Origin of the sequence: Chloracidobacterium sp., assembly GCA_015075585.1 — a bacterium.
In the GTDB taxonomy this organism is placed as follows: Bacteria; Acidobacteriota; Blastocatellia; order Pyrinomonadales; family Pyrinomonadaceae; genus OLB17.
Genome location: JABTUB010000001.1, coordinates 1,286,043 through 1,306,339 on the forward strand (window position 1 = coordinate 1,286,043; position 20,297 = coordinate 1,306,339).

A 20,297-nucleotide genomic window follows, 5' to 3' on the forward strand; every position below is an offset into this window, starting at 1 on the left:
TATGTTGAAATACATCCTTTTAATAGCTCTGTCGTTCTTCTGCTGTGCGTATGCTGCATCTAGCATAAGGGAGATTGTATTCAACGACCCGGCGCCATTTTCAATCAAATGTATCGGTGTTGCGCTTGATCCCGCCAAGACGTTCGAGATACGTAATTCAAAAACAGAGTCTGAACACGTTCTTCAAATTGATTATCCACAAGGCAAAGGTCTGCTACCTAACAGTCTCGGGAGTATCAGTTATGACGACAAAGCTGGAGAATATACCCTGACTGTAGCCAGTGAAGTGACAAGCAAAAAGGAGAACTCAGTGAATCCTTTCTTTGCCTTTGCTCGAACTGCTGAAAAGGGCTGGTTCGGCTTCGGACAGCACTCCTTTTTCAACGCGGGAGATAAAATATTTCGTGACCTGCGCGGGGACGGAATAATATTCAATTCACCTGCGGGTGACAAAAATTCGAGAGTTGCCATCAAGATTACCGGCTTTGAGAACAAGGCGTTCCTTTCTGCTAAAACCGAAGGCATCGGCGTCAGTTATCCGCTGGAAGCGGGGAAGTTGAATAAGTTCCTGGTGTTGTGCAACAGGGATGTCTCCTTGGTATCCGCAAGGGTTTTTAAGTTTAAGAATACGACTGATAACCAATGCAGTTTCACGATCGAAGCAACGCCTCAACAATCGTTTGGTCTTACATACAAGGTCTATGACGAGAACGGACGCGGTGTTGCCGAAGGAAGTGAGAATCAGTCGCGATTTGTTGCGGGCGATTTTCTCTTTGAGTTTAGCCCTTCCTATAGCTACTGGACCATACTGCCACTATTTCTGGGCATCTTAGTGTTAGCAGGATTTCAGATCTATATTCTGAGACATTACAAGGTGAACGGTACTCCCACAATACAGGCTGTTATAGCAGTCCGATGTTTGTTCAATTGCCTTGCCTTCTTGTCTGTTCCACTATTCTTGACAATATCAAACTCGGATGCGAGCAGGTCTTGGTATTGGGGAGTCTTATTTTTGCTGAATTTGACGTATTTTTCACATATTTTCCATAGTCCTGTTCGCAATTTGCGCTTCGGTTGGAGACTGAAAAATTTCTTTGGAAATCATTTCGTAAAAATAATTGTTTGTCTGGCTTTGATAGTCTTGCCATTTACCCTTCCCCATTTCACTTCAAATGAAAGGCTCGGTCCTATTCCGATGCTACACATTGTAAAAGTAGCGATTTTGGTCGGAATGTACGCCATTTACGATCGCTTAACAGCCAAGTCGTTAAGACATGCCGTTGTTTTGGTTTATGCTGCGATTTTGTCCTACTTCTCCGGAGATTTTGGAAGCATAATTTACAGTTCGTCTGCGTTTGCCATGATTGCGGTCTTCTCCGGTCAAGCGTTGAAATGGAGAACCGGAATTGCAATAACAGGGATTGTAGGAATAGTTATTCTGATCGGAGTCTTCTATTTAACCAACGGAACTGTTGCAGGAGGAAAAGGTTACAGAATATATGCCCAGTATATTCAGCCTGATAGCAAATATCTTGAAGATGCCAAAGAAGCAGACAGGGAGACTTATGCCTATCTGAACTTAATCGAGAAGCAACTTGTCGAGGGAAACATTCCGGCAATGCAAGATGTCGTTGTGCCAGCGCCGATGAGATCCACAGCATTTAGCGATTATGCCTTATTCTGGTCCTTAGTTTACGGCAAACTTTGGTTTGCGGTTCTGTTTAGTTTGACAATCGGTTTCTTGATCTATCAGCTCTCATTCTTACTAATCTTAACCATTCGGCCTATCAACATTGGAAACGGAATGGCATATCTTCTCCCATCGACTCGCGAATCCGAATTCATACAGTTCCTTCTGGCCCTAACAATAGTCACACTGGGATACCCAGTGCTTTCAAATCTCCTGATAGCTCCGCTTACCGGTCAAAGCTTGCCATGTATATCGATCTCGTTGATAGAGCCTGGTTTCCTGGCTTTACTACTTATCGCTCTTTCGTTCATCTTCATGGATCAGAGATACCAGCAACCGACCGATCCTCGTATTACGCAGGATTATCGAGGTGTTCTTTCCGCTCTCAAGAAAGGCGGGCTTTTAGTTTTGGCTGTATTTGCCGCCTTGCTATTTATGAGGTGGAGTATTCTGCTGATTGTGCCTAATGACTATCGGTGGGTGAAGACTGCGAGGAAAGGTGAAAGCGAAATGGGAGCCATTGTCAATCATTTAAATTCTTCAGACAAAAATTCGTTGATCAGAGCCGGAAGCGACTTGATCGGAACAAATGAGCGCACAGCGGTCAATACCAAGAACAAGTTCCTTCTCCAGAACATTTCAAGCCTCTACTATGCAAACGTCCCATATTCACGTATAAAAATCGAGAACGCTAAATTTGAATTGACCAGTGAGCGGCTTTTAAGACGGATGGATGCCGCTTACTATTTTATGGTTCGCTCCCGACAAATCAGCGGCGAGCGATCACCATTTGGACGAGTAATGGCGGTGGATCAAATCGTCAACGGAGACTCCAAAGTTATCTATACAAATGACTACTATTCTTCGATCCTGCCATCCGCAAAGACAACTAATGCTGATTTGACAGCTGAACTTGCGAAAGCACTCGAAGAACATCTGAAAAAGATTGGCGTAACGACAAACAAGGGGGCGATCGTGATCGTGAATAACAAAAATGGAGGCATTGTTGTGAACAGCACATATCCATTGATGGCCGACACGAATTCGAACGAAATACATTATCTGATCGGCAGTCTCAAGAAGCCTATCCTTGCCTACGCCGTCCTCGCGGTCAATTCGGCGTACAAAAACCGATCTTATGACGATGTCACATTCGATAACTTTATTCAGCAGTCAGATGATCTTTATGCTGCAAACCTTTTGAAGGATATTATGAAGCATTATCCTAAAGAATTTGGTAATGTTCTTGACAATGACTTGGAATTGCCTCTTGTGTCCCTGACCGAGGATGCTTATTTTGATAAGTTGCCTGCAAAGGCTGCATATTCACGACCGCTTAATAAAAACAACGAAATCTATAGATTGAGCATTGGGCAGGAAAAGCCGTATAGATTCATTGATGTCATTCAATGGTATGCCCGCATCGCTTCCGGAAAGAAACTGGAGTTGAACTATGCGGGAGACGAACAAAGCTATGATGAGCTTTCAATTGATAAGAATGAGCTTAAAAGACTGAGGTCCGCGATGAGCAGTGTCCTTTCAGGTACGGCCGGTGTGGTTGGTGATGCCCTTGAAAAGAATGGATTCAAGAAAGCAAATTTCACTGCTAAGACCGGTACGGCCGAACACTCATCCGGCAAGTACAATCTGAGCAGTTCGTTTGTTATTGCAAGCAGCGAATTTACAATTGGGATGATGATCAATGGTAACATCCCCGCGAATAGCAAAGGTCTTTCTGCTAAAGATCTAATGGTTACAACAATTCCGATACTTAGGAAATACAATATTCTCAATCGTTAGGATGAGCTGTTCTACATGGAATCAAATAGAGAAACAAACAACAAAACTGTCATCGATATTCACGAGTCTGATGCCCTACTTGTGAATGTTCGTAACATGAGCCGGCAGGTCCGTCGGAAATTCAATAAACGAATACGGGACCTGAAAGAAACATTGAAGCTAAATCCTGCTTTATTTGATCGGCGGTGGAACAATCTGGTTAAGGGCTGGCTGCATGAAACACACCGAAGGGCAAATGCATGGAGAATTCCCGATGATCAATTGAAAGACTATACGAAAGAGCAACTTATTGATATGGGCAAGCTGGAAGTGTTTGAGGTTGTTGAGATAGCAAAATCTGTTATTGAGGCATGTGGCCCTGATATCTCCGAGAAAGTTGGAGCGATGACCGTAAACCAGGTGACGAACGAATGTATCAAAGCTGTTGCTGGCGTTGTTGATCACAGATTAAATTTCATGGTTGATAAGAGAATTTATCGTCGTATTAAGAAATAGACATTTTTTGCGCTAGCGCAAGACCGTTAGTCAAGTGCGAGTTGGCCAGTCATCTTAGATGACGGGCCTTTTCGTTTTTCGAGGGATCAATTCGTGAATAATTTCAGCTAATTGCCGTCAGCAAATTATTAAGATTACCGAATCGACGAATACTAGTCTAGCGAAACTGACACTCGAACTCCAACGACATTAGGTAAGATGACGTTGTAATGATTCAGAGAATTTGTTGCATTCGCTGTCGCGATCTTTTAGAGATTGCTTGACGGCTGCCACGACGGGAGACGTGTATCTTCAGTTCTGGAGCGCACAAGATACAGAACGGACAACAAACATATGAACAAAGACATAATAAAGATAAGCCTGCTTGCGATCGCAGGCGGGATATTTGCTGTGCTTGTATGTGACGTTCGGGCTTATGTTCTTGTAACACCTATCATGAGCATTTTAGTCGGCCAGGCGGCTCACACACTCGGAGTTCACAAGAGGACAGTCATCCGACTTATTGTATTGATTATTTTCGCATTTCTGGTTGTGTTGCCATATATCGAAAGCCACCCTCAGATATTGAGCAAAATGAAAATTGGCTATAACCGAAAATACGGTCAGTTGCTGAAAACCATTAACTACTATAAGCCTAAGTCTGAAACAAAAAAACTCGGCGACGATTCATACAAGAGGGACGGTTTCAAATCAATTGGCCCGCTTAGCCGAAACAAGTAGTCAGTACAAGCCACAGGGATTTAAGATGCACAACTCGTTTTTTCAAATATTTAGGAGCACACCATGGAATCCTAATACGTTGCATGGTTCTGGAGCATGGGATTTCAAAAGCGCGAGTAGCCCCGACAGATCGAACAAACCCTTGAAAGGGAGAATAAGAAAATATGTCCTTTTCTTTATTGTATCAGTACTTATTGCGGTTCCAGTTGTTCTGGTGTCGTATCATTTAGATGTTGTCAAGTGGCTTGACAATCGATTGTCGAGTTTTACTACGTATGCCCAAAGCGTAATGCAAAAGGAACGCACCCCAGGAACGAAAAGTACTGGAATCAAAAAAACGAAGAAACAGAAACAAATTAAACGCAAATAGTCTAAACGAGAAAAACGTATGAGTTTCGATTCCCCGCAAAATAAAACTTATGATCATTCGATGTTGGAGTTCCTCAAAGAATTTGGAACTGATCTTACCACAGAGGCATCCGAGGGACGACTGTCTCCGATTGTCGGTCGGAAAGAGGTTGTGGAGATGATGATCCAGACTCTTTGCCGAAGTACTAAATCAAATCCTGTTTTGATTGGTCCTGCCGGAGTGGTAAGACGGCGCTTGCCGAAGGACTTGCCCTCAAGATACACAATAACGATGTGCCTAAAAAACTTAAAAACTGCCGAATTTTCTCTGTCTCAGCGTTGTCACTGATAGCGGGTGCATCGTGGTACGGAATGATTGATCACAGAATCAAAAACCTACTAGAAGAAGCGAAGCGGAAGAACATCATTGTCTTTATTGATGAAATTCATACTCTCATTGATTCCGGTCCCGGGGGAGATACTTCAAGGGATATTTTGCAACAGATGGAACCAGCCCTTTCTAGAGGGCAGATTAAATTGATAGGTGCATCAGACCTATTAATTAAGAACGGCGACTACCTTAATTGATGGAAACGATACTTCCAGATGTTGCTTATAAGCACTCACTTATAGAAACACTTGAGGAGCCGGTGAAGAAGGCTGTAATAACGCTTTTGTATCAGGGAGAACCTACTGCAAGTTCTGGGTTTCACCATTTCTTGAACCAGAAATGGATGATTGTTTTGGAAGGCTATCCCTCTGAACTGGTCTTGGAAGCCGCGAGGTTGTCCGGATTGGAAGTGTCGTCGAGAGGCCACATCCGGTAGCGCTATGAGATTTCAACGGATATATGGCTTGATGACTGCCCTGAAACTGATCCTGAAAAGGCAATGATATTTTTTGATCAATTCGCCGAAGTTTACGAGCAACTGCATTCGATTATTAAAAGAAACGCGACAAATCGCGAAATCATGAAACGTAGTGCGCTTGAAAAGCACAACAGAAGAATAAGTGGGGATCGTTGATATGGAAAAATACTCGGAATTAAAACACATTGGAGCGTTTCTGCGGAGCGAACTGAATATTGATCCTGAGCCGGTTCTGAAGGTTATTTCCGAACAGCTGAAGAAACAAAATGTGCTAGACTCCGTTGAGGGAAGAGAGATTTCGCCTTGTCCTTTTTGCGACGGAGCCGCAAAAGTGGTTACGACGATAGCTGATCAAAATCGCAGTAATTTACAAGGCTGGTGCTTTGTCCAATGCTGGAGGTGCGGTTGTAAAACTGATTTGGTGAGACTCGGCCAAGCGGTGGATGTTTGGAATACCAGAACCTTGAATGACAGCCACGGTGATTAGGTATTCGTGAATAGTTAAGATAGCTGTAATGGACATATTTCAGTTGCAAAGATTCTTAAATGCTCAGGAACAATCCTTCGGTCGGGTCATCGACGAACTTAGCTCTGGCGCGAAGAGAACCCATTGGATGTGGTTCGTGTTTCCGCAGGTTGAGGGTTTGGGCAGAAGTGAGACAGCAAGGACATTTGCCATCAAGTCATTGAAAGAAGCGGTTGAGTATCTCAAGCACCCAGTCTTGGGGCTGCGGTTAAGAGAGTGTGCAAGAATCGTGTATGAACTTGAAGGAAGATCGGTCTCGGATATATTTGGCTATCCAGACGATCTGAAATTTCACTCTTCGATGACATTGTTTGCCCAACTGGATGGCTCGAACTCTATTTTTCAATCTGTTTTGAATAAGTATTTTGACGGGAAAGTGGATAAATCGACGATTTCAATTCTAAGGCAGTTTGGATTGAAAACGTCTTCTGTCAACAATGTTCCTGACTTACCGGAATCCGCCGGATTCATGGTCTTTGCTAAACGTGTGACCAAATCGGGAAAGGAGAAATGCGGAGATTCATTTGTTGTCGAGGTTTTGGAGCAGGAGAACATGCTTGTTCTGGCAGTGGCTGATGGAGTTAGCTCCAGCCCGTGTGACTGGAAAGCTTCTGAGACGGCATGTGAAGCTGTGTTGGAAAAATTCAAGAAGTCTAGCGGTTCAGTGGCTTTGAGAATGACAACTGCCGCAGAAAAAGCACACAGCTCGGTTCGTCAAATTGATGGTAAATGCTCCGGCTCGATAACTTCCCTTACTTTTGTGGTTTGGGATACGACTGAAAGTCAGATCAATGTGCTGAATGTTGGTGATTCACGAGTTTATATTGGGCCCGACACCGGTCTCGAACCGGTAACGAGGGATGATGTACTGCCTGTTGTTCTCAAAAGAAACGGTGAGGTTGTCTTGCAAGCCGGCGTTCCCGTGTTCATGCGCGGTGTGACAAGAAGTTTAGGCCAGATGGAATCACTCGAATTTTTAGTAGAGACGCATCCGTTCCGAAGCAGCGATATCCTTTTGCTAGTTTCCGATGGAGTAACAAAGAACGAGGCATTCACCTCAAAAATACCATCAATATTTAGTTCATCCGATATCGAGCGGGGACTAAGCAATTTAGTTATTGAAAATTCCCAAAGGAATAAAGATGACGCAACTTTAATCGCGGTTTGGAGCACTGCCTCAGATGCTTCCAACGTCATGGTTTATGAGCGATGTTTACAAAGCAAGTCTGATTTTCGTGAAGCCGGTCTCTTGCCAAATCAGATTGTTGAATTCATAAGGAATGATCTCTTGTCGAAAATTGCGAATGACCAAAACGATGCAGTGAATGAAGTACTTGATTACGCAGAGAGATTCGGAATTCGCTTTGACCGGAGTTTTCTAAGCGAATTTCTAAGTCAAGTAATTAAACAAGGAACCGACAAGGTTCTGGTCGCTCGACTCAGAGAGTTTATTAGACGAGCAAATTGAGCACAATCAAAATATCTCAGCTTTGTGAACTACTTTGTTTAGTTTGACTGGATTCTGCTCGATTAGCCCTAGGACGCCAAGATCGTTAATTGACGGACGGCTAGTTACTCGATTCACTTGATCAAGTGCAATAGACGGCCCTTTCCATCTTCGACACAGCTCTGGAGTAACCGCAAGAAACCACGACGAGCTTTCATCACGATGCTTACCCGTAGGAATTGCCCACAACGTAAAGTGATTCATAGAGGGTAGTGTCAAGTTCTTTGTGTAAATGATCTCCCTTCATTTTCAGTAGTAGTAGCAGGGGCTGTGGGAACGGTGGAAAAATGTCTTTTATTTTTCCACGGTTTCCATAGCCCGATCTTGTCAACTCTGTGGCAGCCGGTCTTCGTAGACGATAGCGAACCGGCTGAGGGCGGCCTTCCAATCGCGGATCGGCATGGTCCATTTTTTTGTGATATTTCGCAGAGCGAGATAGAGCAGTTTTTGCACGGCCTCGTCATTTGGAAATGATCCGCGGGCCTTTGTCACTTTGCGAAGCGTCATATTGAGCGACTCGATGGCGTTGGTCGTATAGATCACGCGTCTGATCTCCGGCGGATAGGCAAAAAATGGGATTATGCGGGTCCAGTTCGAGCGCCAGCTTCGAGAGATCGTCGGAAAGCGGGCATCCCACTTGTCGGCAAATTCGTCGAGCCGCTGTTCGGCCTCTGCGTCAGTCGCCGAGCTATAGATCGTTTTAAGGTCCCGGGCCACTTCTTTACGCTCCTTCCAGCCGACGTAATTGAGCGAATGGCGTACCATGTGGACGATGCACAACTGTACCTCAGCTTTCGGAAACACGGTCTCGATCGCTTCGGGAAAGCCTTTGAGCCCGTCAACACAGGCGATAATGATGTCATTAACGCCGCGGTTCTTGAGTTCGGTGACGACCGAAAGCCAGAACTTTGCCCCCTCACTCTGAGCTATCCACATGCCCAGCACTTCCTTCAATCCGTCCATGTTGACACCGATCGCCAGATAAACGGCCTTGTTTCGAACGTGGCCCTGGTCTCGAACCTTGAACTGAAGAGCGTCCAGGTAAAGGATCGGGTAGACCTCGTCAAGCTGCCGGTTCTGCCACGCTTTTACTTCATCAATGACCGCATCGGTGACTGTCGAAACAAGCGTCGGCGAGACTTCCACCTGGTAGATCTCTTCGATGTGCTGCTGTATCTCGCGGGTCGACATCCCACGTGCGTAAAGCGATATGATCTTCTCGTCAAAACCCGTGAATCGCGTCTGATGCTTGCCGACGATCTGCGGCTCGAACGTCCCCGCCCGGTCACGCGGCACCTCGATCGGTACTGTGCCAAAGTTGCCTTTCAGCGTCTTTCTCGATGTCCCGTTGCGCGAATTGCCGCTGCCTCTGCCCGACGCCTCATGCTTTTCGTATCCCACGTGCTCGGTCAGCTCTGCCGCCATCGCTCGCTCCAGCAGCCGCTTCGTCAACTGCTTCAGCAATCCGTCCTCCCCGATCAGATCCTCCGGCTTCTTATAGTCCTTCAATAAATTGTCAATCAGCTCGTTGTCTATGGTCATCTTTCCTCCCTCGCCGAACCTTATCCCATTCGACCGTTAATGACCATTTACACAAAATTATTTACACCCTCGAAATAAGAGACTTTTTTGTCCTAAAAACTTGACAGGCTCAAACCGATATCCACTTGAAGCGGTATCCGCGCCTGTCCTAACCTTGCTATAAACTTGAGCCGAACGCCTTGATAAACTTCTTCCTCGCGAATTAACTCTCCTTGAATCGTTTCCGTCTGAAACTCCAATCCGTCTTCGACGTTGATCTGACATATGGTTTTAAATGTCGTCTCTAATATTGGAATATCATTTGCTCCATATCCCAGAAGATCAAGGTCCTTTGTCGGCCTGTGCGGCTCATTGAACCAAATAGAAAAAAGAGCCGCTCCTTTAAGCAAAAAATTATCTTTATGGAGTGAAACGCTCAATCGATAAAGAAATCGTTCGACGCCATACCTCATAAGAATGGACTGAAGTTCGACTCCTTCCTCCTGTGCTTTTGTCTTTAATCTCGCCCTTACGGACGAAGAAATATCCTTTATTTCTTTTTTTGCCATTGCACCATCACGAAAGTGTATTCAGATAGGGCATCATCGTACCCTTAACATTTCTGACTTCTGCAAAATGGAAAAGATCGTCCATCGTTACTTTTCTCGATCGCCATGCATCTCGCAGAGCTTCTATGCAAACATCAAGACCAACTGTTTTCTGATAGTAAAAACAGTCAGCGATCGTTTTGGCCACGGAATAAACTTTCACCCCAATGCCGTCAATATTATGAGTTTCAACCCCTGCCGCATATACTTTTGGAGAAAAACTGAAAGCACGAATAGGGACACTATTGCTTTTGGGAATCCAAGTTCCTCTCTCCACTGCAATCCATACTTCGAAAGGGTTCTGTGTCGTCAGATCATGGAATCGTAGTGCTGAAAGCAGACACACAACGGCAGATGGTATTTTAGAAACGACTTCAACGATACTCTGATGCTCGCTAAAGTCATAACCTTCCAGCGCATAGAGTCCGTATCCAACGCGTTCAAGTAGTCCTTCTTTGACGAGGCGCGAAATATAAGTTCGCGGAAGCCCGAGCTGGTGTTCGACATCTGCCCCGCGAAAGATCTTTCGCACTTTTGCATATTCCAGAAGTTTTTCGCGACCGCTCATATTGTTATGAATGCTTGGCATGGCTACGATACATGCAGAGAATCCATAACATAATGTATCATAATTTAGGAGAGTGGTTCAACACCTCTTTTTCGGCACCTTGTGAATCATAATGGGGATTAGACCTAAGACAGCTTAAGCAAAAAGTTGCATACCATACCTAAATATGGTATTTTGTGCATACGATTGCTTTATGATAGTCGATAGATCACAACCCAGAATCGAAGAGTGGATAGAATCACAACTTGCTCATGGCAGGATGGCTTTCTCATTGGAGAGGATCAGGCAAGAGCTTTCACAGCATTCTGAAACTGCGATTATGCGGTCGCTGAATCGACTGTCACGCAAAGAGAAGGTCGTCTCAGTACATAAAGGATATTACCTTATTGTTCCGCCTCAATATTCGTCGCGAGGAATTCTGCCTCCCGTGCTTTTTATTGATGGGTTGATGAAATTTTTGGAACGCCAATATTATGTCGGACTGCTGAATGCTGCGGCATTTTACGGAGCAGCCCATCAAGTTCCTCAAGAGTTCTTCGTCTTTACAACTTTGCCGGCAATGAGGGCGACGACAAAGAAAGGCGTACGGATCAATTATATAAAAAGAAATGAGATCAATGAGAACCTGCTCGAAGCCCAAAAGACTGAAACGGGAATGGTCAAAATCTCATCGCCTGAACTTACTGCCGCAGATATAGTGCAGTTTCAGAAACGCATTGGAGGAATAAACCGTGCTGTGGAAGTCCTCTCTGAACTGACCGAATCCATGAGGATCGAAAAAATAGATACGGACTTTATCAGATCAGTTCCTACTGCGGTGGTTCAGCGGCTCGGATACCTGCTCGAAACGTCAGTAGGAGCGGAGGCTCTTTCCGACAAACTCTACGAGGCTGTTAAAATGAATGGTGAAGCTATTTTTCCTGTCCCTCTAAGCACGGCTGCAATGAAAAGGGGATTTCCAAAGGAAACCAGATGGAACATTATTGTAAATGAAAGGATAGATATTGAAGATTGATTCCGCGTGCGTATATCACACAATGGGCAAATTTTGTCCCTTGGCAAACAGATGAACAGGTCGAGCAGGACTTGGTGATATCACGTGCGTTGATCGAGATATTTTCTGATGACTTTTTACGCGAACATTTAGCGTTTCGTGGTGGCACGGCCTTACATAAACTCTACCTAAATCCACAGGCTCGATACTCGGAAGATATTGACCTCGTTCAGATCAAGCCTGAACCGATCAAAGAAACACTCACGCACCTTCAAAAGAAATTGGAATTTCTAGGACAAGGATCAATCGCTCAAAAGAGGGATAACAATACGTTGAAATTTCGTTTTGAATCAGAAGTTCCTCCAGTTCAGCCGTTACGATTAAAGGTTGAGATAAACTGTCGCGAACATTTTAACGTACTCGGACTAAAAGAACATCCGTTTGCTGTGGAGTCGGACTGGTTTAATGGAAGCACTAACATTTTTACCTACGAGATCGAAGAACTTCTGGGAACTAAACTCCGGGCTTTGTATCAACGCAGAAAAGGACGCGACCTATACGATCTTTACAAAGCATATCAGAAAGATAAACTTGATTCCGAAAAGATCGTGGAAATTTATAAGAAATACATCGCTTTTTCTGTAGATCATCCGCCATCAAGAAAGCAATTCATTCAAAATCTCGAAGCCAAAATGCAAGACAGCGAATTTCTCGGCGATACCGTTGCTCTGCTCCGACCATCAGAACGGTACGCTCCAAAAGAAGCTTATGATTTTATAATCGCGGAACTTGTAGAAAGAATCTGACTTTATGGCCTGAAATTAATTCCAACTTTTAGCGATTATCACTATCGAGTAGCGATTTGGCCTGCAACGCCGCAGCCTCATCAAATTCTGTGTACTCAAAACTTGTCTGCATCTTCTTATGTCCGGCGCCTCGTTGTGCGAGTTTGTCGGAGTAACCGAGGCGTCCTAATCTTGTTACCCAATCTCGTCGAAGATCACGGAGACGGAGTCCGGGACAGCCAGCGGCGGTACGCACTATGTTCCAGGATTTCTTGAAAGTTGTATGCGGAAATACCATGTTATCGAGATTAGCTGAATGATCTGGTGTTACATTCTTAGACTTCTCCAGAAACTTCCAGAGTTCCAGAAGTGCTTCCTTCATGCGCTCGGTTATCACGGCAAGACGTTCCTCACGGAGTTTGCCTTTGTAAGAAACTAACTTTGTAATGTTACGGCAGCCGCCTTTTTCGTCGAAAAGATCCCGCCAGCGAATAGGTTCGTATTTTGCCTTATCCTTGCTGTGATCATTTACAGGATAAAGCTCACTTGGCCGAGCACCGGAGTCCCGGAGTGTTATGATTAGAGTAAACAAACGAGGAGCAGTAGTTGTGATCAGCTTTCTGGCCTCAATAAGCAGCTTTTTCTCCTGTGGGCTGGTGACCGTAACCGTCCGCCGGTTTTCAAAAGATTTGTCAATAAAATCGTCAAAATCAGGTACTTCCTTTATCCATTTCTTTTTCTTCGCTTTACGGAACATCGCGCGAATGGATTCAAAATCTCGATTGACAGCTGTGATCGAAACAGTTTTGAGACGCTTTCGTTTGTATTTGCGGAAATGCGTTTCATCAATTTCGTTGACTAGCTCTCGTCCAAGTTCATTAGAGATACGATCAATTTTGAGGCGTTCGGATTCCCATGTTCGCATTCCTTCCACCTTTTTTCCGTCAATGTATACTGGAGGAATGACATATTCATTTTGGGTCATGACTAGTTAAACATCCTTTATAGTAGGATAACGCTAGTAATGACAGGTAGTTACAAGATACTAAAGCGTTCTCGAATTTCGAGAGCAAAATTTCGTCAGATATTGAAGTATTTTTCACTTGATCTGACGGCATCACAGATCACCGAATTGACGGGTTTGAACCGGAACACGGTGAACAGATATTTGAAAAAGATTCGTGAGTCGGTGGCAGCTTTCTGTGAAAGCGAATCTCCGTTTTCAGGAGTGGTCGAGCTGGACGAATCATACTTTGGTGCAAGAAGAGTTCGCGGAAAGCGAGGACGCGGAGCATACGGGAAAACGATCGTTTTCGGTATCTACAAACGAAACGGCAAGAGGGTGTAAATAATTTTGTGTAAATGGTCATTAACGGTCGAATGGGATAAGGTTCGGCGAGGGAGGAAAGATGACCATAGACAACGAGCTGATTGACAATTTATTGAAGGACTATAAGAAGCCGGAGGATCTGATCGGGGAGGACGGATTGCTGAAGCAGTTGACGAAGCGGCTGCTGGAGCGAGCGATGGCGGCAGAGCTGACCGAGCACGTGGGATACGAAAAGCATGAGGCGTCGGGCAGAGGCAGCGGCAATTCGCGCAACGGGACATCGAGAAAGACGCTGAAAGGCAACTTTGGCACAGTACCGATCGAGGTGCCGCGTGACCGGGCGGGGACGTTCGAGCCGCAGATCGTCGGCAAGCATCAGACGCGATTCACGGGTTTGACGAGAAGATCATATCGCTTTACGCACGTGGGATGTCGACCCGCGAGATACAGCGACACATCGAAGAGATCTACCAGGTGGAAGTCTCGCCGACGCTTGTTTCGACAGTCACCGATGCGGTCATTGATGAAGTAAAAGCGTGGCAGAACCGGCGACTTGACGAGGTCTACCCGATCCTTTACCTGGACGCTCTTCAGTTCAAGGTTCGAGACCAGGGCCACGTTCGAAACAAGGCCGTTTATCTGGCGATCGGTGTCAACATGGACGGATTGAAGGAAGTGCTGGGCATGTGGATAGCTCAGAGTGAGGGGCAAAGTTCTGGCTTTCGGTCGTCACCGAACTCAAGAACCGCGTTAATGACATCATTATCGCCTGTGTTGACGGGCTCAAAGGCTTTCCCGAAGCGATCGAGACCGTGTTTCCAAAAGCTGAGGTACAGTTGTGCATCGTCCACATGGTACGCCATTCGCTCAATTACGTCGGCTGGAAGGAGCGTAAAGAAGTGGCCCGGGACCTTAAAACGATCTATAGCTCGGCGACTGACGCAGAGGCCGAACAGCGGCTCGACGAATTTGCGACAAGTGGGATGCCCGCTTTCCGACGATCTCTCGAAGCTGGCGCTCGAACTGGACCCGCATAATCCCATTTTGCCTATCCGCCGGAGATCAGACGCGTGATCTATACGACCAACGCCATCGAGTCGCTCAATATGACGCTTCGCAAAGTGACAAAGGCCCGCGGATCATTTCCAAATGACGAGGCCGTGCAAAAACTGCTCTATCTCGCTCTGCGAAATATCACAAAAAAATGGACCATGCCGATCCGCGATTGGAAGGCCGCCCTCAGCCGGTTCGCTATCGTCTACGAAGACCGGCTGCCACAGAGTTGACAAGATCGGGCTATGGAAACCGTGGAAAAATAAAAGACATTTTTCCACCGTTCCCACAGCCCCTGCTACTACTACTGAAAATGAAGGGAGATCATTTACACAAAGAACTTGACACTACCAACGGCAAAGTCTATACCGAGATTGTTCCTAACTGCTCTCGTAAAACGCTTTACGCTATTTTAGAAGGCAAGGTGAATAAGACTTCGACCGTCCATACAGACGGCTTTCGTGCCTATCATTCGCTGGTCGATCTTGGTTACAAAAAGCATTACCGCATCGACCACAGCAAGGATGTTTTCGCCCTCGGCACCAATCACATCAACGGCATCGAAAGCTTCTGGGGCTATGCGAAAGTCCGTCTCGTGAAGTTCCGCGGTATGCGAAAATCTACCTTCTACTTGCACCTAAAAGAATGTGAGTTTAGATTCAATTACAGACAACAAAATCTTTACTCAATTCTCTTAAATGTTGTCAAAGAACTATGACTTAACTAGTCATGACCCTTCATTTTTATACCATTCAGCCAGTTTTTTGAACGTCATTTCGCGTCCTTCAATGTAACCTTGACCACGAGCGTCGCTTTCTTCTAAAATTTCAATGGCAAGTTGTTCAGCATGGGTTGGGTTGAGCGCTCTTTTGTAGATTTGTTTTACTTTGCCGTTTGAATCACGAAGCTGCACTCGGGCATAGATGTGTCCTGTCTTCTTATCTGTCCAAACGTAGCCTGCTTTCCTTCGTCCCATCTAACTATTTTCTAACTATATCTACCTATTTTCTAACTATTCCAAGTCAGTTTAGGTAATTAGTATACACCGAAAACAGCATGAAAACAAAGGATTTATTGGGTTAGAGGATGATTCTAACCCGAAATGATTTTGATTTGGAAGTGGCTTTTAACCATTGGGTCCCAGGTTCGAGTCCTGGTCGGATCACCATCAATTTTGTTCGTTCCGGAACGGCCCGTAAAGGGTCGTTTTCCGTTTCGATGGCATATTGCTGTCTATTGTCCCTGAAGATTTGCTCCCGGTGATTCGAGATACCATTGCGAATAGCACAGCTGGTAAACCGCATGTTAACGCGGTCTTGACAAATTTTCTCAATAGAATATGCTCTACTGATAGATGAGGCGTTGGCTTTTAGCATTGATGATCGTCGCGGCGGTGGCGAGTGGTGTGTCGGCGGGTATGCCGCTGCATACTGATGACCACTTGATGCCGAAGTGTTGCGACAAGGCTAAAAGCGGCGAACATTCAAATGAAGCTGAGGCTACTCGTTTGTGCTGTTTGCTTGACTGCTCATCGCCGGCGCCCGCGCAAACGGGCCTTCAATTTAATTTCTCGCCGGCCACGGTCGCGGTGATCGATCTTACGCGAGCGTATTATTCTGAGCTCGATCTGCGGGCTAATTATGCTTTCGAGACGTCAGTATTCTATCGAACGGCACGAGATATTCCCGACTTCCCGCCAAAGTTCCTTCAACACAGTTCGTTTTTGATCTAGCTTCGGGGGCGTAGTGCGCCTTTTTAAGGGTGCATCAGCGCCTTTTTGGCTATTTCGCATTGTCCGGGTGCGCGTTTTCGCGGGCATTCGATAGTATTCAAAAGATCCAATTTTTCCTGTGAGGAGTTAATTCTATGAGAAGCACATTTTTGCTCAGTATTTCGGCTATCCTTTTTGCTGCTTTGGTTGTTACCGCGGGATGCGGTTCTACTTCGTCCAACGCCCCGGCGGGTAAGACGATAGTGTCCGGCTCCGCGGGCAACAACCTTACCGCAACTATTGCTAACACCGATGGTGTCCTACGGAAAGGACCGCAGGAGTTCACCTTGACGTTCAGCGATGCGGGCGGAAAACCTGTCGATGTCGGCTCGGTAGGCTTTAACAACTACATGGCTCCAATGGGCAGCATGGCGGCGATGAATAACGCAGCGACACTGACGACTACCGGCACGCCGGGCGTTTACAAGGGCAAGATCGAAGTTGAAATGGCCGGCGAATGGCAGGCTCAGATCACGTACGAAGGAGCCGCGGGCAAGGGCTCGTTCTCGCTGCCGATCATCGCTAAGTAACAGGCTGTATGATCCATAAGATCATCGAGTGGTCGCTCAAGAACCGCGGCATCGTCATTGCGTTATACATTGGCGTCGCCGTTGCGGGATATTGGGCTCTTGTTCACACACCGATCGATGCGATCCCTGATCTCTCAGATAATCAGGTGATCGTTTTCACGGATTGGACGGGCCGCTCGCCGCAGGAGGTCGAAGATCAGGTAACGTATCCGCTGGTTACCAATCTTCAAGGGCTTCCGGGCGTGCGGACTGTCCGCGCGAATTCCGCATTCGGTTTCTCGATGATCAACGTTATTTTCGAGGACGGCGTCGATCTGTATTGGGCTCGAACTCGTGTCCTCGAGCGGCTCAATCTTGTCTCGAAGCAGCTTCCGTCCGGTGTCGTCCCGACGCTCGGCCCTGACGCGACGGGCGTCGGCGAGGTGTTCTGGTACACTCTCGAATCGGACACGATGAACGCCCGTGATCTGCGGACGGTGCAGGATTGGTTCGTCCGTTATCAGTTAAATTCCGTGGAAGGCGTTGCCGAGGTTGCCTCGGTCGGCGGATATGTTCAGCAGTACCAGATCGATGTTGACCCGAACAAACTGCGCGGCGTCAACATACCGATGTCCGCGATCTTTGAGTCAGTTGAGCGGTCGAATAACAATGTCGGCGGCAATGTCCTGGAACAAAGCGGCCAGTGGGCAGTGATCAGGGGCATCGGATTGATCGACACGGTCGAGGATGTCGAGAATATCGTCATCGGCTCGTCAGGCGGTACGCCGATCTTTATAAAGAATGTTGCGGACGTCAAGATCGGCAATGCATTCCGCACCGGAGCACTCGATAAGAATGGCCACGAAGCGGTCGGCGGCGTTGTCATTGCCCGAAGCGGCGTGAATGCACTGACGGTGATCGACGCCGTGAAGAAAAAGATCGATTCGCTGCAGGCCGGATTGCCTCCGGGCGTTAAGATCGTATCGTTCTATGACCGCACGCAGTTGATACAGCGTGCCACCGATACGCTGAAACGCTCGCTTATCGAAGAACTGATCCTGGTAACCCTCGCGCATATCATCTTCCTTGCACATTTTCGGTCGATCCTGATCGTAACGATACCGCTGCCGCTGGCGGTACTTATGTCTTTTCTTTTTATGTATTTCATGGGCATCAGTTCCAACCTGATGTCGCTGTCAGGCATTGCGATCGCTATCGGGGTGCTTGTGGATGCGGGCATCGTTGTTACTGAGAACGCCATGCGGTACATAGAGCTTCGAAAGATCGATACGAAAGACAAAAAGGCTGTTTGGGATGTCGTTCTCGAATCGACAAAGCTCGTCGGGCGTCCGGTCTTCTTTTCGATGGCCATCATCATCCTGGCGTTCATTCCGGTGTTCGCGCTGATCGGCCAGGAAGGCAAACTCTTTCATCCGCTTGCATTTACAAAGACCTTTGCGATGGCCGGAGCGACCATCCTCGCCGTCACGCTGGTGCCGGTGCTCTGCACGTTCTTGATCCGCGGAAAGGTTCACTCGGAGAATTCGAATATCGTGATGCGGTTCCTGCGGCGGCTCTACGAACCTGTGCTGAGGTTCGCCCTAAGGCATCGCCTCGTATCGGTCGGCATAGCCGTCGTGATGTTCGCTGCGGCACTTTTGATGACGACGCGTATCGGCAGCGAATTTATGCCGCCGCTCAATGAGGGCGACGTATTGTTCATGCCCGTTACCGATCCTGCGATCTCGATCGACGAAGCCGCTCGCATTTTGAGCAAACAGGACGAGATCCTCGCTTCGATCCCCGAGGTCGCATGGGCCGTCGGAAAAGCCGGCCGCGCAGACACCTCGACCGATCCTTCGCCGACAAATATGAATGAGACGATCATTCACCTAAAGCCGGAAAGTGAATGGCGGGCGGGCTATACGCGAGAGAGCCTGATAAACGAGATGGATGAAAAGCTGCGAATGCCGGGCGTAACCAATATCTGGACGCAGCCGATCATCAACCGCATCGAAATGCTCGCAACGGGTATTCGAACACAGATCGGCATCAAAATATTCGGCAACGATCTGAAGGAACTTGAGAGCTTGTCGCGGCAGGTCGCGGACATCGTTAAACGCGTGCCGGGAGCGGTTGACGTATATCCTGAGCAGATCGGCGGTTCGCCATACGTTGACATAAAGATCGATCGGGCGGCTGCTGCCCGATACGGTATCGACATCGGTATCATCCAGGACACGATCGAGAAAGGGATCGGCGAAACTAACCTTTCGATCACGATCGAGGGCCGCCGTCGTTTCCCCGTACGTGTTCGCTATGCCGAACAGTATCGCGACACTGTCGAAGCACTCGGGCAGATACCTGTCGAAGTGCCGGGCGGCGCGACCGTTCCGCTTGCTCAGGTAGCTCAGATACGAAAAGTTACCGGTGCGACCATGATCCAAAGCGAGGATGGATTGCTGCGCGGCACGGTGCTGCTTAACGTACGCGGGCGCGATGTCGGCAGCTTTATCAGCGATGCGAAGGATGCAGTGTCCGGACTCCGGCTTCCGACCGGCTATTACATCGAATGGAGCGGTCAGTACGAGAATCAGCAGCGTGCCAAAGGCCGCTTGATAATCGTGCTTCCGATCGTCCTCATCATCATATTCGCGTTGCTGTATTTCACGTATCACTCAGTGATCGAAGCGGTGCACGTATTGATGGCGGTGCCGTTCGCGTTGACCGGCGGCGTTTATCTGGTGTGGCTGCTGGGGTACAACTTTTCGGTTGCGGTGTGGGTCGGTTTTATCGCTCTCTTCGGTACCGCAGTGCAGACCGCGGTGGTGATGGTCATCTACCTGAACGAAGCCGTCCATAAGATGCAGGATGAAACGGGCCGTAAATTGACAAAGGCCGAGCTTATGCAGGCGGTTATCGATGGCGCATTATTGCGGCTCCGGCCAAAGGTGATGACCGTTACAACGGTCGTAGCGGGGCTCCTGCCGATAATGTGGAGCACAAGTGCCGGCTCCGAGGTGATGAAGCCGCTCGCCGCACCGGTGCTCGGCGGCATGGTGTCGAGCTTGCTCCATGTGCTTGTTATCACGCCCGTCATCTTTTTCTGGATCAGAGAGCGTGAGCTTACGAAGGCGAAAGACCTGTGAGCATCGGCGCCGCGAAATGTGCGGCCTCCGGGCTGATCCGTTGGAACGTGTTTT

Annotated in this window: 18 protein-coding genes, 1 tRNA gene and 2 pseudogenes; 16 read left to right on the forward strand and 5 right to left on the reverse strand. The window is 47.2% G+C overall.

Annotation, left to right across the window (positions count from 1 at the left end):
* Position 1: 1 nt before the first annotated feature.
* The 7 genes from HS105_05845 (at position 2) to HS105_05875 (ending at position 7,916) form a co-directional block, all read left to right on the forward strand.
* Complete coding sequence (locus tag HS105_05845) at positions 2 to 3,490, forward strand: hypothetical protein (GenBank protein ID MBE7516117.1); 3,489 nt, start codon at positions 2 to 4, stop codon at positions 3,488 to 3,490.
* A 15-nt stretch (positions 3,491 to 3,505) separates the two neighbouring features.
* Complete coding sequence (locus HS105_05850; GenBank protein ID MBE7516118.1) at positions 3,506 to 3,985, forward strand: hypothetical protein; 480 nt, start codon at positions 3,506 to 3,508, stop codon at positions 3,983 to 3,985.
* A gap of 333 nt (positions 3,986 to 4,318) precedes the next feature.
* Positions 4,319 to 4,705 carry a hypothetical protein gene (locus HS105_05855; protein ID MBE7516119.1) on the forward strand — a complete coding sequence of 129 codons (387 nt, stop codon included), beginning with the start codon at positions 4,319 to 4,321 and terminating at the stop codon, positions 4,703 to 4,705.
* 558 nt (positions 4,706 to 5,263) lie between these two features.
* A complete protein-coding gene (locus HS105_05860) occupies positions 5,264 to 5,641 on the forward strand; it encodes an ATP-dependent Clp protease ATP-binding subunit (protein ID MBE7516120.1) in 378 nt (125 codons plus the stop codon).
* A complete protein-coding gene (locus HS105_05865) occupies positions 5,641 to 5,880 on the forward strand; it encodes a hypothetical protein (protein MBE7516121.1) in 240 nt (79 codons plus the stop codon). The genes HS105_05860 and HS105_05865 overlap by 1 nt, the downstream gene beginning before the upstream one ends.
* A 199-nt stretch (positions 5,881 to 6,079) precedes the next feature.
* The gene (locus tag HS105_05870) at positions 6,080 to 6,409 is read left to right on the forward strand and encodes a hypothetical protein (GenBank protein MBE7516122.1); all 330 of its coding nucleotides are present in this window, start codon (positions 6,080 to 6,082) and stop codon (positions 6,407 to 6,409) included.
* A gap of 28 nt (positions 6,410 to 6,437) precedes the next feature.
* On the forward strand, positions 6,438 to 7,916 hold the full coding sequence (locus tag HS105_05875) for a DUF1810 family protein (GenBank protein MBE7516123.1): 1,479 nt from the start codon (positions 6,438 to 6,440) through the stop codon (positions 7,914 to 7,916).
* Positions 7,917 to 8,282: 366 nt separating this feature from the next.
* Here the strand turns inward: HS105_05875 and HS105_05880 are convergent, their stop codons facing one another.
* The 3 genes from HS105_05880 to HS105_05890 form a co-directional block, all read right to left on the reverse strand.
* Positions 8,283 to 9,497, reverse strand: coding sequence for an IS256 family transposase (locus tag HS105_05880; GenBank protein MBE7516124.1), 1,215 nt, complete (start codon positions 9,495 to 9,497; stop codon positions 8,283 to 8,285).
* A gap of 92 nt (positions 9,498 to 9,589) precedes the next feature.
* A complete protein-coding gene (locus tag HS105_05885; protein ID MBE7516125.1) occupies positions 9,590 to 10,045 on the reverse strand; it encodes a nucleotidyl transferase AbiEii/AbiGii toxin family protein in 456 nt (151 codons plus the stop codon).
* A gap of 7 nt (positions 10,046 to 10,052) precedes the next feature.
* Positions 10,053 to 10,652 (reverse strand): type IV toxin-antitoxin system AbiEi family antitoxin domain-containing protein, encoded by a 600-nt coding sequence (locus tag HS105_05890; protein ID MBE7516126.1) that lies wholly within the window; start codon positions 10,650 to 10,652, stop codon positions 10,053 to 10,055.
* Between the two features lie 193 nt (positions 10,653 to 10,845).
* Here HS105_05890 and HS105_05895 point away from each other — a divergent pair, with 193 nt between their 5' ends.
* Positions 10,846 to 11,667, forward strand: a complete 822-nt coding sequence (locus HS105_05895; GenBank protein ID MBE7516127.1) for a hypothetical protein — start codon at positions 10,846 to 10,848, stop codon at positions 11,665 to 11,667.
* Positions 11,664 to 12,452, forward strand: a complete 789-nt coding sequence (locus HS105_05900; protein MBE7516128.1) for a nucleotidyl transferase AbiEii/AbiGii toxin family protein — start codon at positions 11,664 to 11,666, stop codon at positions 12,450 to 12,452. Before HS105_05895 ends, HS105_05900 begins: the two co-directional genes overlap by 4 nt.
* A 28-nt stretch (positions 12,453 to 12,480) precedes the next feature.
* Here HS105_05900 and HS105_05905 read toward each other — a convergent pair whose 3' ends face one another.
* Positions 12,481 to 13,416, reverse strand: coding sequence for a hypothetical protein (locus tag HS105_05905; protein ID MBE7516129.1), 936 nt, complete (start codon positions 13,414 to 13,416; stop codon positions 12,481 to 12,483).
* Positions 13,417 to 13,455: 39 nt separating this feature from the next.
* Here HS105_05905 and HS105_05910 point away from each other — a divergent pair.
* The 3 genes and pseudogenes from HS105_05910 to HS105_05920 all read left to right on the forward strand — a co-directional run bounded on the left by HS105_05910 (position 13,456) and on the right by HS105_05920 (position 15,532).
* Positions 13,456 to 13,767 (forward strand): annotated as a pseudogene (locus HS105_05910) (IS1595 family transposase).
* Positions 13,768 to 13,840: 73 nt separating this feature from the next.
* Positions 13,841 to 15,047, forward strand: a pseudogene (locus HS105_05915) (IS256 family transposase).
* Positions 15,048 to 15,127: 80 nt separating this feature from the next.
* Positions 15,128 to 15,532, forward strand: coding sequence for an IS1595 family transposase (locus tag HS105_05920; GenBank protein ID MBE7516130.1), 405 nt, complete (start codon positions 15,128 to 15,130; stop codon positions 15,530 to 15,532).
* Between the two features lie 9 nt (positions 15,533 to 15,541).
* Here HS105_05920 and HS105_05925 read toward each other — a convergent pair whose 3' ends face one another.
* Positions 15,542 to 15,790 carry a hypothetical protein gene (locus HS105_05925; protein ID MBE7516131.1) on the reverse strand — a complete coding sequence of 83 codons (249 nt, stop codon included), beginning with the start codon at positions 15,788 to 15,790 and terminating at the stop codon, positions 15,542 to 15,544.
* 112 nt (positions 15,791 to 15,902) lie between these two features.
* Between HS105_05925 and HS105_05930 the strand changes: the two genes are divergently transcribed.
* The 4 genes from HS105_05930 (at position 15,903) to HS105_05945 (ending at position 20,243) form a co-directional block, all read left to right on the forward strand.
* Positions 15,903 to 15,982 (forward strand) — tRNA-Lys (locus tag HS105_05930).
* 186 nt (positions 15,983 to 16,168) lie between these two features.
* On the forward strand, positions 16,169 to 16,546 hold the full coding sequence (locus HS105_05935; GenBank protein ID MBE7516132.1) for a hypothetical protein: 378 nt from the start codon (positions 16,169 to 16,171) through the stop codon (positions 16,544 to 16,546).
* Positions 16,547 to 16,680: 134 nt separating this feature from the next.
* On the forward strand, positions 16,681 to 17,115 hold the full coding sequence (locus tag HS105_05940) for a FixH family protein (protein MBE7516133.1): 435 nt from the start codon (positions 16,681 to 16,683) through the stop codon (positions 17,113 to 17,115).
* Positions 17,116 to 17,123: 8 nt separating this feature from the next.
* Positions 17,124 to 20,243 (forward strand): efflux RND transporter permease subunit, encoded by a 3,120-nt coding sequence (locus HS105_05945; protein ID MBE7516134.1) that lies wholly within the window; start codon positions 17,124 to 17,126, stop codon positions 20,241 to 20,243.
* Positions 20,244 to 20,297: the final 54 nt, after the last annotated feature.